We start from the raw sequence: 12,821 nt of genomic DNA on the forward strand, positions 1-12,821 counted from the left end.
TGAGGGCTTGGTACGGCCTCCATTTCGGCGATCTCCAGACGCCGCCGGCTGGCTTGAGTGACGCCAAATATTAATAAGGTTCAATTCAGCCGTTCCGTGCTTTCCACCAAGCTCTTCGAGGTGGGCCGTTTCCACAGGAAGCAGTGTCCCCTATGTAGGTCGTACTTCTGGACGAAGAGGGCGGACCAGATATACTGCGGGGACCAGCCCTGCGTCCCCTACGGCTTTATAGGCAACTCGCCCATAAGAGTCGCAGTCGACAGTATAAGGGATTTGAGGGAGCGGTTCTTGTCGTTTTTCGAGAGGCGGGGACATACGCGGATAAAGAGGTATCCCGTAGTTGCGCGGTGGAGGGACGACGTCTTCCTAGTAGGCGCGTCGATATACGACTTCCAGCCTTGGGTCACCAGCGGCGCGGTGCCGCCCCCCGCCAATCCCCTGACCATCTCGCAGCCGTCCATAAGGCTGACCGACGTGGACAAGGTGGGGAGGAGCGGGAGGCACCTCACGGGCTTTGAGATGATGGCGCACCACGCCTTCAACTACCCCGACAAATACGTCTACTGGATCGGCGAGACCACCGAGTACGCCTACGAGTTCTTCACCAAGGAGCTGGGCATAGCTGAGGACGAGGTGACGTTTAAGGAATCGGTGTGGGAGGGCGGAGGGAACGCGGGGGAGTCGTTCGAGGTTCTCGTGAGAGGCCTCGAGGTAGCTACGTTGGTGTTCATGCACTACGAGGTGAAGGACGGGAAGTACGTGGAGCTCCCGCTGAAGATAGTGGACACCGGCTACGGCCTCGAGCGCATATACTGGATGGCGAAGGGATCCCCGACGGTGTACGACGCAGTCTTCGGGCCGTTCCTCTCGGCGGCTAGGCAGAGGCTGGGCGTGCCGGAGCCGCCCGCCGACCTCCTCGGCAAGGCGTCGGTCTTCTTCGGCCAGATGGACCCCGAGGTGCTCGGCCTCGAGAAGGCCTACGACGAGGTGGCCAAAAGGATAGGCGTCTCCCCGCAGGAGTTCCGCGACGTCATGAGGCCCCAGGAGGCGCTCTACGTGCTCGCGGACCACAGCAGGACCGTCTCCTGGATGGTGGCCGACGGCGTGGTGCCCTCCAACACAGGCGCCGGCTACCTCGCCAGGCTCCTCATACGCAGAGCGCTCCGCGGGCTTTGGCTGGCCGGAATAGAGGCCCCCCTAGTGGAGCTGTTCGACCTCCATCTGAAGTACCTCAAGGAGGACTACCCCGAGGTCTGGGAGAGCCGCGACGTGATTCTGGAGCTGATAGATCTGGAGGAGAAGAAGTACAAGGAGGTCTTGAAGGCCGCCCCGTCGCTGGTGAAGAAAGCCTTGGAGAAGGCGGGGCGGAGGGCCCTAAGCGCCGAGGATCTGGTGGAGCTCTACGACAGCTTCGGCGTGCCGCCGGAGGTGGCGAGGGACGCCGCAAGGAAGCTCGGCGCAGACGCCGAGGTCCCCGACGACTTCTACTCGCGGCTCGCGGCGCGGCACCAGGCTAGGAAGGCCGGAGGCGGGGAGGCGGCGAAGGTGCCCATAGAGCTGGCCAAGGTGGCCGATCTGCCCAGGACGAGGGAGCTGTTCTACGAGGATCCCTACAGGCGCTCGGCGAGGTCTAAGGTCTTGAGGGTGATAGACGGGAGGTACGTGGTGCTCGACGCAACGGTGTTCTACCCGGAGGGCGGAGGCCAGCCCGCCGATAGAGGCGTCTTGAGGCACAGCGGGGGCGAGGCCAAGGTCGTCGACGTCCAGAGGCTGGGCAACGTCATAATCCACGTCATAGAGGGGCCGGCGCCTAGAGAGGGGGAGGAGGTCTACGGCGAGATAGACTGGGACCGCCGCATATCCCTCATGAGGATGCACACGGGGACCCACGTGTTGATACAGAGCATAAGGAGAGTCCTCGGGAAGCATATATGGCAGGCGGGCGCCCAGAAGGACGTGCCCTACAGCCGCCTCGACGTGACCCACTACAAGTTGCCGACGGAGAAGGAGATAGCCGAAATAGAGAGGCTCGCCAACCAGGTGGTCATGTCTAACCTGCCCGTCAAGGCGTTGATAATGCCGAGGAACGAGGCCGAGGCCAAGTTCGGCTTCATAATATATCAAGGCGGCGTCGTCCCCGCGAGGGAGATAAGGATCTTGAGGATAGGGCCCGAGGACAGCCCCTACGACGTCCAGGCATGCGGCGGGACCCATCTGTCGAGCACCGGCGAGATAGGGCCGATAAAGATAGTCCGCGTGGAGCGCATAGCCGACGGCGTCATCCGCTTCATCTTCACGACGGGCAAATACGCCGTGGACTACATACAGAAGATGGAGGCAGACCTCTCGGCGGTCGCCAAGGCGCTGGGCTCCGGCAAGGAGGACGTCCCGGCTCAGTTGGCCAAATATCTGGACAAGGCGGCCGACCTCGAGAGGAGGTACAAGAAGCTCGCCGCGTCGTATGCGGAGCTGTTGGCCGAGAGGCTACGCGTGGAGGGCTTGCCGAAGGCCGACCTAGCCTACCTAGAGCTCGACGACGAGGATCTGGCGAAGGCCGTCGCGGCCCACGCCACTTCGAAGAACCCGCGCCTGTTGCTTGTCGTGAGGAGAGGCGACAAGCTGGAGCTCTACAGCGGCAGGGAGATCGACGTGGGCCCCATAGCCGCGGAGCTGAGGAAGCACGGATTCAAGGGAGGCGGCTCCAAGACCTTCGCCCAAGGCGTCTACCAAGGCGACGTGGAGGCCATACTTAAAGCCCTCAGGAATTTGTTGGGCTGATGTTCTCGCTAAACCCCAGAGAGCTGGAGCGCTACTTGAAGAGGATGGGGATAAAGATGGAGGAGGTCGACGCCGCCTATGTGGAGATAGGCCTCAGGAACGGCGACGTGTTGCGCATAGAGGGGCCCGCCGTCGCCTTGTTGAGGCTCCCCAACAAGATCCTGGTCTATCAGGTACAGGCCCAGGAAAGCTCCGTCAAGACCCAGAAGAGGCAAGTCCAGCAACAGACTGCCGGCGGCTACACGCCGACGGACGAGGACATCAGCCTGGTGATGGAGCAGACTGGCGCCACGAGGGAGGAGGCGGAGCAGGCGCTGAAGGAGACGAAGGGCGATCTTGTACAGGCCGTGATGCTGTTGATGCAGAGGAAGAAAGCGGGGAGCCAAGCTTAGAGATTTAAATAGGGGGATTTCCTCCTCCTCATGCCAGTACGCCCTGCTAGATGCTACAGGAGGATTAAGGGGCCTCCCTACACGAGGCTCGACTACATACACGGGGCCCCCTACGTGCAGATACCCAAGTTCGACATGGGGAACACGTCGCCGTCGGCCAGAGAGGGCTTCACCATGGTGGCTAGGCTGGTCGTGGAGGCGCGGGGCCAGATCAGGGCGCAGGCGCTGGAGGCGGCACGCCAGATGGCGTATAAGTACCTCTCCGTGAAGGTCGGCGACGCCAACTACTACTTCCGCCTCGAGGTCTACCCCCACCACGTGCTTAGGGAGAACAAGATGTTGGCCATGGCAGGCGCCGACCGCCTCCAGGAGGGCATGAGGCTGAACTTCGGCTCGCCCGCCGGCAGGGCGGCCAGAGTGGAGAGGGGCCAGGTCCTCATGACCATAGAGTTCAAGCCGGAGCACCTGCCGCATATCAAGGAGGCGTTGAGGAGAGCCGCGTCGAAACTACCGCTTCCCACAAGGCTGATCGTCGAGCCCAAAAATGGAGATAAAAAAGCTGCATCGTGAAAGGGTAGAGGCGGCTCTGGAGGTCCTCGAGAAGGCGCTGAGGGGCGAGGTAGCCTCCAGGCTGGAGCTCGTCGAGGCCCTCAGAGAGGCCTACAAGAAGCGCGGTGTGGAGCCGTTGAGGGGCTTCTCCACAGAGTCCATATTCGACAAGGAGCTCGCCACCGTCCACATAGTCGGCGTCTACGGCGCCGGCGTCATTGCGCCCGGCGATCTGGACAACCTCTTCTATATAGAAAACAAGGCCCACGCAGTCCTCGACATAGTCAAGAACATAACGGAGGTCGTGACCGACGAGATTAAGGGAAATATAAAGAGGTCTGTCGCGGACATAAAGGGCAAGGATCTGGAGGACAAGATCTTCCGCTTTTTGAGGTATGCGTTCACCGGCACTGTCTTGGGAATCTTCGCCGAGCCTCTCTTCGTGAAGGCCGTCAGGACGGCGGAGGCTGTGTACCCCGATCTTGAGGAGAAATTCGTGAGGTATATGGCGTTTTACACCGCGTATAAAGTCGCCGAGCTCATAGCGACAGACGCCATAAGGAGCCCCAACGACCTCAAGATATACAAGTACAGCTACTGCCTACAGCTCGGCTTCCAGAAGTGCAAGCCCTCCGACAAGCTGATAAAGGAGGTGGCCGTCAACGTCTACAAGGTCGAGAAGGCCAAGGTGAACAGGCTAATCGCGGGGAAAGGGATAATACCCAAGGTCTCCTAGCCCGCGCTACATCCTCGGCGATCTCCGCGCCCGAGAGTACGGCGATTAGAGGCGTCCATGCCTATGAGGTCAGGAAAGGGGCTAGGGCCTCCTCGCGCACTTCTCGACAAAGTTGGCGATGACTCTGGCTATCTTCTCCTTCTCCTCGTCTGTCTTCGGCGTGTGGCCCATGCCCGCGATCTCCACCACGTCTACGTGGAAGCCGAACTTGTCGGCGAGGCCTACCAAGATATCTATATGGGCCCTCGGCACCACGTCGTCTCTATCGCCCCTTATGTAGAGCACCGGCGGCATGCCCTGGCCTATATAGCGCGACGGCGACGTCTCGTCGAGCTGGGAGCCCAACGCCGCCAGCTCGTGGGCAAGCCTCTTAGAGAACTTGTCGCCCTTGCTCTCGAGCCACTGCAACTGGAGCCTCCTGTCGACGGGCCCAGCGACAGACACGACGCAGCCCACCTTCCCCGGGTTCCTCGCGGCGAGGAGGAGAGCGGCGGTCCCGCCCATGCTGTGGCCAGCCGCGACGTCCACGGGCAACGACGAGAGGCCTATCTCGTAGGCGTCCGCAACGTCCCTAATGGCGGGGGCCACCACTTCGTAGCCGAGCCCCCTCAGAGGTTCAATAAGCCAGTCTATCTTCTCGGGGGAACTGCCCCTGCCGTGGTACGCGATCGCCTTCATGGCACAAGATAGTGTTTTTAAAATAACAGTTACGACGGTTGCATGAAGCTGGAGTTCAAGATAAGCGCCTTGCCGAGGGACAGGAGGACCAGCCTGCTCTTGGCCTGCCCCGAGCCCTCTCTGGCCGGGGTGATAGCCGTCGAGTACATAATCGACCTCCTCAAGATGGAGGAGATCGGCGCCATAAGGATACCGGAGTTGCCGCCCGTCGTGGCTGTGGTCAACGGCGCCGCCAAGCTACCCCACAGGATATTCTACAGCAAGGACTCCGGCCTGCTCGCCATAAGGCAACACATGCCGGTGCCGCCCCAGATATACGCCGAGTTCGTGGGGAAGGTCTTGGACTGGGCCGAGGAGAACAAGGTGCGGGACGTCGTGTGCCTCTCCGCCACAGCCGCCGTGGGCGAAGGCGACTCCGTCTACTTCGTCACGGAGGAGCACCTCGTGGAGAGGTTCCAGTCCTACGGCCTCGTGCCGCTCAAGGAGGCCACCGTGGCCGGACTCGAGGGGGCGTTCCTCGACGCCGTTCTGGGCCGCTCCATAGACGGCGTGTTGATACTGGCCGAGTCCAAGCTCCTCACGGCGGTCAAGAGGCTCGTTGAGAGCGGCAAGATAGGCAGCCATAGGGACGTAATGCTCATACTCAACGACCTCGTGGGCAGGGTAGGTCCCGACGTGGCGGCGGCCCTCAAGCTCATAGATGCGGTGAGCAAGATAACCGGCGTGCAGATAGACACCTCCAAGCTACAGGAACACGCCCAGAAATACGCGTTCCTCGTCGAGAAGAACATAGAGGCCTTGATGCAACCGGCCCAGCAGAAGCGGGAGATACCCCTAATGATATAGCCTGGAGTGTAACGACATATCACCTTTGTTATAGTTTCCTAGACAGATGTTATTAAATAGGAATACTTTAACACCACACTAATGTTTAAAAACCAGTAAAATATCGTAGAAGTATGAAGCAAATAATTATTATCGGTATTGTTGTAGCAGTCTTGGTTATAGCGGTTACCGCATATCTAGTGCTTCAATCTCAGCAAGCAGTCCCACCCTCTCCTCCGCCTACTCAGGCCACCTCGACGGCTACTTCAGCCCCATCATCTACGTCGGTAGCTTCATTCACGTCATCGGCTACTGCGACGACTGCTGGATGCCCCGACGTGATCGTGATAGGCACGCCCGCAGCAATAAGCGGGAGGTACTCCACCGAGGGTCAATACATCTTGTGGGGGGCTATGGCCGCCGTGAATTGGATTAACGATCATGGAGGCATAAACTGCGGCGGCAAGATGGTCAAGGTCCGCCTTATATATAGGGATAGCCAATCCAACGCGCAACTAGCGGCGAGCATAGCCGAGAGCCTCATAACCCAAGATCACGTGAACTTCTTATTGAGCCCCTATGGGTCCGATCTAGCCATCGCGGTGTCGCCAGTGGCCGAGAAATACGGCGTGTTGATGGCCGTGGTGGGCGCCTCCTCCGACCGTATATTCCAGCAAGGCTTTAAATATGTAATAGGTGTAGCCTCCCCAGCGAGCCATTATTTCTGGTCCGTCCTAGATATGGTCAGATCCATAGATCCGTCCGCCAAGACCGTGGCGATACTCTACAGCGACGATGAGTTCGACCGCTACGTCGCTTCTGGCGCTAAAACGCATGCGCAACAGCTAGGCTTCCAGGTAGTGGTCTACGATCCGTATCCGCCGACGACCCAAGACGTGACCTCTCAGGTACTGGACGTAAAGAACGCCCATCCGGACATAATACTAGTCGCCGCCCACTACGCGGACGGACAGCTAGTTACGCAGACACTTTACCAACAGAACGTGACAGCTAAACTAATCGCCCTGACCGTAGCTCCGCTGGTGCCGGACTACTACAAGGCCCTCGGGACTTTGGCCGAATGTATAGTGGGGCCGTCCCACTGGGAGCCCGGCGTAAATTACAGCCCCGAACTGGCTAAACAGAAGGGCATTGATTGGTTTGGCCCAACTCGCGACGAGTTCATCAACTACTTCGAGCAAGTGGCGAAGCAGATGTCGGGCAAGACAGTTGAACCCGGCTACGAGGCGGGGTGGGCCGCCGAGGGCGTATTGGTGCTCCTCTACGGCGTGCAGAAGGCGGGCAGCGTGGATCCTAACCTAGTGAGGCAAGCCCTCGCCAATTCCGACTTTATGACTTTCTTCGGCGAATTTAAGATGAACGCCACGAACGGCCTCAATGTGGCCCACTCAATGGTAGTGACACAGTGGCAGGGCGGCCAGAGAGTGGTCATATGGCCCTCGTCGGCAGCGCAGAGCAAGCCGTTTTACCCATCCCTGACTTGGAGCCAAAAAGCCGCCGGCCAGCTCTGCAAACCCTGATGATCGACCTAATCCCCTATTTTTTGAACGGCTTAATAGTCGGATCGATCTACGGATTGATAGCCATAGGGCTCAGCTTCATATTCGGCATATTAAGGATAATAAACGTGGCCCACGGCTCCTTCGTCATGTTGGGGGCCTACACGGCCTACTTCTTCTTCGTGCTATGGGCCTATCCCCCTCTGCTGTCGATATTCGCAGGTCTCTTCTTCGGCATGTTGATGGGCCTTGCATTGTACTACGCCATAATAAAGCCCCTCAGCAAAATCGGCGAGCTACACGTCTTGGTGGCGCTCTTCGCGTTGGGCTCCCTCATAGCAGAGATCGCGCGCATAGTGTGGGGACCTGACGTGGTGGGCTTCACCTGGAACGTGGGGTCGGTGGCCGTCTCGGGCTACGTCATACAGTTCTCCCAGCTCGCCGGCGCGGCGGCTGCGCTGTCTATAGCGCTTCTCCTCCAGCTGATGCTCTATAGGACAAACTTCGGCAGATCTATAAGGGCTGTCGTGCAGGATCCGGTAGGGGCGCAGATGGTGGGCATAGACGTAGATAGGGTATTTGCCTTGAGCACGGCTATCGGCATAGGCTTGACGACGGCCGGCGGGGTGTTATTGACGCTGTTTATACCTGTCGGCATAAATCCCTACATGGGCGATCCCTATACCCTAATGGCGTTCGTGATAGCCGTCATGGGCGGCCTAGAGTCCACTATGGGCGCCTACATAGCCGGCCTTATATTCGGCGAGATACTGTCGTTGGGATACCCGCTTTTCAGCAGATTGGGTTTCGCCGGACCGTACCAGATGTCTCTGTTTATAGGATTCGTCATATTGATACTGTTCCTATTGTTCAGACCCACAGGTCTTTTCAGATCATGAAGCCCTATCTGCCGCTGGCCACATATTCTTCCTTGCTCGTCTTAGCCTTCATAAAGCCAGACATGTCGCAGACGATAGCGACTATAGCCTTCTACATGGCGCTGGGCCAGGCGGTCAACATCTTCGTCGGGCTTACGGGCTACGTCAACTTCGGCTACGCCGCCTTTCTGGCTATGGGGGCGTACGGGCTAGGGGTAGCTATAGCCTATATGCCCCAGCTCGGCGTATGGACCCTGCCGGTGGGGCTACTCCTAGGGATGGCGCTCGCGGGAGGGCTGGCGCTGGCCATAGGAGCAGTCGCGTTGAGGTTAAGAAGCGCCTATTTCGCCATAGCGACTATAGGAATAAACGAGGCGTTGAAGGACCTAATAATAGGGGCAGGGATATGGGGCGGTAGCTCTGGCTTGGTCCTCGGCTACAACATGTTTCAGGAATATGGCCGCGACACGGCACTGTTCCTCTCGACGGTGGGCTCCACCGTATTGATACTCGCCACCGGCTTCCTGGCCGTGGTAGCCACCTATCTGCTCCAAAGCAAAGAGGCGGGATATGCGCTCGCCGCAATTAGGCAAGACGAAGACGCGGCGAAGGTCATGGGCATAAACCCGACAAAGTACAAACTCCTCGCGTTTACGCTCAGCTCTATATTCTCAGCTCTATTAGGATCCGCCGTTTTTCCGCTGGCGGCTACACAAGTATTCCCCGACACTGCGTTTAAGGTAGACTACATCCTAGATGGCTTGGCCGTCATGTTCCTCGGCGGCGCGGGCACCGTCACCGGCGCAATCGCCGGGGGACTCCTCTACGTCCCTCTGAGGCTTTTCGTCGGGCAGTTCTTCCCGAACTACCAGTCGTTGGTGACCCCATTATTGGTGTTGCTGTTGGTGTTGTTCGCGCCTAGGGGAATAATAGGTGAGCTGAGGACGCGTTTGCCCCTCAAGCTTAGGGACTGGGTGCCATGAAGCTACTCGTGGTAGAGAACGTGACCAAGAAGTTCGGGGGCCTCGTTGCGTTAAACGGAGTGAGTTTCGAAGTGGATCGGGGGGAGTTCGTGGCTATCGTGGGCCCCAACGGCTCCGGCAAAACCACGCTCCTGAACGTCATCAACGGCGTCTATAAGCCAGACGGAGGAAGAGTTCTATTCGAGGGCCGCGATATAACCAATCTGCCGGCGTATGCCCGGGCCAAGCTAGGCATGTCGAGGGCTTTCCAAGTCCCCAGACCGTTTCCGGAGCTCACAGTATTGGAGAACGTTATCGTGGGCGCCGTCTTCAACGGCGGTTACGATCTCCATAAGGCGAGGGAGGTCGCCAGAGAGGTCGTCGACTATGTCGGGCTCGGCAGAAGGGCCAACGAGCTGGCTGGCAGGCTCACTTTCAACGAATTGCGGCTTCTAGAGCTTGCCAGAGCCCTGGCGGGGAGGCCCAAACTCTTGATGCTGGACGAGGTCATGGCCGGCCTCAACCCCGGCGAGATCGATAATATGACCAAGCTGATTAGGAAGATAGTCGAGGAGAAGGGCATCTCGGCCCTATCCCTCGTGGAGCACAGAATGAAGGCCGTAGTGCAACTGGCCCATAGAGTCGTCGTAATGCACCAAGGCAGAGTTATAGCGGAGGGGCCGCCCAATATCGCCCTCAACAATCCGGTAGTGGTGGAGATATATCTGGGGAAGCCATGGCGTTGAGGGTCGAGGAGCTGAGCTCCGGATACGGGAAGGTGCAGGTGCTGTTCGATATATCTCTTGAGGCGAACGACAAGAGCATAACCGCGCTTATAGGGCCTAACGGCGCCGGGAAGACGACTACTCTTCTCTCGATAATGGGCGTAGTCAAGCCGTGGAGGGGGCGCATCACGTTCAACGGCAACGATGTGACCTACATGCCGCCCCATAAGAAGGTCGAGCTCGGGATAGTCCTCGTCCCCGAGGGGAGGAGGCTGTTCCCCAACATGACGGTTGAGGAAAACCTCATCATGGGCGCCTATATTAAGCGAGCTCGACAACACCTGCACGATTCGCTGGACTATGTCTACACGCTCTTCCCGAGGCTGAAAGAACGGAGGAAACAAAAGGCGGGAACTCTCAGCGGGGGCGAGCAACAGATGCTGGCTATCGCCAGAGCGCTGATGTCCAGGCCCAGCCTGCTCCTCGTTGACGAGCCTTCGGCGGGTCTGGCCCCCAAGGTGGTGTCGGAGCTCTTGGAAACCTTCAAACAGATAAAGGAGAACATCACGATAGTGTTGGTCGAACAGAACGTATCCGCGGCGCTGGCCGTAGCCGATACGGGATATGTGCTAGAGAATGGAAAAATAGTCTTGTCAGGCCCAGCCGCCGATCTTCTCGAATCCGATCACGTGAAAAAGGCCTACTTAGGCGTTTAGAAGAGGGAGATACCCAATGATACAATCCCAAGGGCCTCCGACTTCTTGTCGGTGTCACTGGTCGACGGATTTTCTATAATAGTCGAAGGTCAGCTCCTCGTACCATTTCGGAACCTTGGGCTCATAAAGCGAGAACTTAGCCAAAGGATACGGGTGTATCCTCTTCACGGCCTCTATGCCGGGAACTATTAGGTGTAGGTATTTGGCCGGGATCACGATGCTCACCTCGTGGCTCTCCGTCCTCCCGAGTATCAATTCGCCGGTACCCGGTATGTTTATCTGGACCTTGCCGTACTTGTGCGAATACGGTATCAACGTACATGAGGCCATCCCTATATACGTAATCTCGCCCGGCATAACGCCGTTCCATATTAAGGCCTTCGCCACCGTCGCTATCTGCGCAGGTAGGCCGTAGATGACCGCGACGTGAGGCTCGAAGTCTATCCTATCCAGCGGCGATATCAACACGAGCTCCGTCGAGCCTGGTTCCAGAAATCTCGCGTGCATCACAGAGACTATTCTCTCCATAGCACCCTTGTCGGACGTGTGCCACTTCGGTATATCCCTGTCTATGTAGTCCAGATAGGTCTTGGTCAAGCCTAAAGCCTCGGCGCCTATCATGCAATAGGAGTCCTCGAGGCCTATCGCCAGCTTCCAGCCGTACGTCCTCGCGATGTTTATGGCTTGGCAAAACGCAACTCTAATGCCGAGATCTCTATACGGCCTCTTGAAGCCGGTGCCCCCACACTGCTCGCCTCTGCTACAGAATCTGATCCCTATAGGCCACGTAGCCAAGCCCAAGACCTCCCTTAATGTGCTACCCTGCTGTCTGATCTCGTCAAGCGACGCCATAACACGCATTCTAACTTTATTTAAAATAGTATGCCCGTGCTGGTTGCCAAAAGCCTAGATCGGCCTCTTCAGCTCGTAGGGCTTCCACCCGAGCTCCTCCCTGAACTTGTTTATGAGCTCGACGGCCTTCCTCTTCTCCTCCGGAGGCATGTCCTTCTTCTTCAGAACGCCCATAAAGAGCGCGTATAGCCTGGCGTTGACGACCTTTGGCGACAGTCCGTACTCCATATCTTCCCTCAGCTCGTCCAGTATCTCCTTGACCTCCTCGGCGGTTGAGAGCCCCTTGGAGCCCACGTCCTTGACCTTCCGGCCGAGGTAGAGGCGGCCCTTCTCCACCACGACGGCCTTCCCGTCCTCGAAGGTTATCCTGCCCTTGAACACTCTGTCGTAGAACTGCCAGGCATCGGCGACCTCCGGCTCCAGACGCCTCAGCCTCGTCAACACGAACCTCCTAATCTCGTCGGTCGAGATCTTGCCCCGCCCGCCGCTCTTCAGCCACTCGTCGAGCTCCTTCACTATCTCGCGGGCGACCTCGTCGCTGGCGCCCGCGTCGAGGAGGGCCTTGTAGACCTTCTCGTCGAGGTATTCCTCCTCCTTCCCCGACCTCTTGACTACTTTAACCACTAGGGAATTGACTACCTTATTAATCTACCTGCACGCCGAGGACTTTCTGGAAGAACTCTATCGCCTCCTGCTTCGTCACGATCTGGCCCTTGCCCACCTCGCCCCTCCTCCGCCTCCTCAACTGGACCCTCAGCCCCGGCTTGGCCAGCCTGACGCAGACGTCCATGCCCCAGACGCCCACCGCCGGGTCGTACTTGACGCCCGGAAGCATTATGTGTTCCTTAATGCCGAAGCACACGTTGCCCCTATCGTCGAAGCTTGAGGCCTTAACTCTGTTGTTGACGGCCTCCAGAGCCCTGGCGAGGAACTTCACGGCCTTGTCCCTCCTCAACGTGACGGCCACCGCGATCGGCTCGCCCCTCCTCACGTTCCACTCCTTTATGCTCTTCTTGGCCTTCCTGACCGACGGCGCCTGGCCCGTCAACTCCTCCAGGAGAGCCCTCGCCTTCTCGAGCCTCTCGCCCCCCTCGCCGACGCCTATGTTGACCACAACCTTCTCTATGTATATACGCTTCATTGGGTGGTCCTTAACCAAGACCAGCTCCTTCCAGCTCTTCTGGGCTAAAGCCGACATGGCCCCTCAATA

At 58.4% G+C, this 12,821-nt stretch carries 14 protein-coding genes; 10 read left to right on the forward strand and 4 right to left on the reverse strand.

Going from position 1 to position 12,821, the window contains the following annotated elements:
* Nucleotides 1-96 precede the first annotated feature (96 nt).
* From alaS to TUZN_RS00730, 4 genes are read left to right on the forward strand one after another with little or no spacing between them, the layout of a single operon-like run.
* Complete coding sequence (gene alaS, locus TUZN_RS00715; RefSeq protein ID WP_013678992.1) at nt 97-2,778, forward strand: alanine--tRNA ligase; 2,682 nt, start codon at nt 97-99, stop codon at nt 2,776-2,778.
* Nucleotides 2,778-3,170: a nascent polypeptide-associated complex protein gene (locus TUZN_RS00720; RefSeq protein WP_013678993.1), complete on the forward strand. Its 393-nt coding sequence runs from the start codon at nt 2,778-2,780 to the stop codon at nt 3,168-3,170. Before alaS ends, TUZN_RS00720 begins: the two co-directional genes overlap by 1 nt.
* A 30-nt stretch (nt 3,171-3,200) precedes the next feature.
* Nucleotides 3,201-3,740: a 50S ribosomal protein L16 gene (locus tag TUZN_RS00725; RefSeq protein WP_013678994.1), complete on the forward strand. Its 540-nt coding sequence runs from the start codon at nt 3,201-3,203 to the stop codon at nt 3,738-3,740.
* Nucleotides 3,715-4,455: a DUF2192 domain-containing protein gene (locus tag TUZN_RS00730; protein ID WP_013678995.1), complete on the forward strand. Its 741-nt coding sequence runs from the start codon at nt 3,715-3,717 to the stop codon at nt 4,453-4,455. The genes TUZN_RS00725 and TUZN_RS00730 overlap by 26 nt, the downstream gene beginning before the upstream one ends.
* A gap of 81 nt (nt 4,456-4,536) precedes the next feature.
* On the opposite strand, the gene TUZN_RS00735 is transcribed toward TUZN_RS00730, so the two are convergent.
* Nucleotides 4,537-5,133, reverse strand: a complete 597-nt coding sequence (locus TUZN_RS00735) for an alpha/beta hydrolase family protein (RefSeq protein ID WP_013678996.1) — start codon at nt 5,131-5,133, stop codon at nt 4,537-4,539.
* 42 nt (nt 5,134-5,175) lie between these two features.
* Here TUZN_RS00735 and TUZN_RS00740 point away from each other — a divergent pair, with 42 nt between their 5' ends.
* The 6 genes from TUZN_RS00740 (at nt 5,176) to TUZN_RS00765 (ending at nt 10,759) form a co-directional block, all read left to right on the forward strand.
* Entirely contained in the window at nt 5,176-5,979 is an 804-nt protein-coding gene (locus TUZN_RS00740; RefSeq protein WP_013678997.1) for a proteasome assembly chaperone family protein, read from the forward strand.
* Nucleotides 5,980-6,302: 323 nt separating this feature from the next.
* Nucleotides 6,303-7,499: an amino acid ABC transporter substrate-binding protein gene (locus TUZN_RS00745; protein WP_237698278.1), complete on the forward strand. Its 1,197-nt coding sequence runs from the start codon at nt 6,303-6,305 to the stop codon at nt 7,497-7,499.
* Nucleotides 7,499-8,377: a branched-chain amino acid ABC transporter permease gene (locus tag TUZN_RS00750; protein ID WP_013678999.1), complete on the forward strand. Its 879-nt coding sequence runs from the start codon at nt 7,499-7,501 to the stop codon at nt 8,375-8,377. The genes TUZN_RS00745 and TUZN_RS00750 overlap by 1 nt, the downstream gene beginning before the upstream one ends.
* On the forward strand, nt 8,374-9,339 hold the full coding sequence (locus tag TUZN_RS00755; protein WP_013679000.1) for a branched-chain amino acid ABC transporter permease: 966 nt from the start codon (nt 8,374-8,376) through the stop codon (nt 9,337-9,339). Before TUZN_RS00750 ends, TUZN_RS00755 begins: the two co-directional genes overlap by 4 nt.
* Entirely contained in the window at nt 9,336-10,064 is a 729-nt protein-coding gene (locus TUZN_RS00760) for an ABC transporter ATP-binding protein (protein WP_013679001.1), read from the forward strand. Before TUZN_RS00755 ends, TUZN_RS00760 begins: the two co-directional genes overlap by 4 nt.
* A complete protein-coding gene (locus TUZN_RS00765) occupies nt 10,055-10,759 on the forward strand; it encodes an ABC transporter ATP-binding protein (protein ID WP_013679002.1) in 705 nt (234 codons plus the stop codon). The genes TUZN_RS00760 and TUZN_RS00765 overlap by 10 nt, the downstream gene beginning before the upstream one ends.
* Nucleotides 10,760-10,813: 54 nt before the next feature.
* On the opposite strand, the gene TUZN_RS00770 is transcribed toward TUZN_RS00765, so the two are convergent.
* From TUZN_RS00770 to TUZN_RS00780, 3 genes are read right to left on the reverse strand one after another with little or no spacing between them, the layout of a single operon-like run.
* Nucleotides 10,814-11,611, reverse strand: a complete 798-nt coding sequence (locus tag TUZN_RS00770) for a DUF169 domain-containing protein (RefSeq protein WP_013679003.1) — start codon at nt 11,609-11,611, stop codon at nt 10,814-10,816.
* Nucleotides 11,612-11,665: 54 nt separating this feature from the next.
* Nucleotides 11,666-12,235, reverse strand: a complete 570-nt coding sequence (locus TUZN_RS00775; protein ID WP_013679004.1) for an ATP cone domain-containing protein — start codon at nt 12,233-12,235, stop codon at nt 11,666-11,668.
* A gap of 19 nt (nt 12,236-12,254) precedes the next feature.
* Nucleotides 12,255-12,809, reverse strand: a complete 555-nt coding sequence (locus tag TUZN_RS00780) for a 50S ribosomal protein L5 (RefSeq protein ID WP_013679005.1) — start codon at nt 12,807-12,809, stop codon at nt 12,255-12,257.
* Between the last annotated feature and the right edge of the window lie 12 nt (nt 12,810-12,821).

Origin of the sequence: Thermoproteus uzoniensis 768-20, assembly GCF_000193375.1 — an archaeon.
In the GTDB taxonomy this organism is placed as follows: domain Archaea; phylum Thermoproteota; class Thermoprotei; order Thermoproteales; family Thermoproteaceae; genus Thermoproteus; species Thermoproteus uzoniensis_A.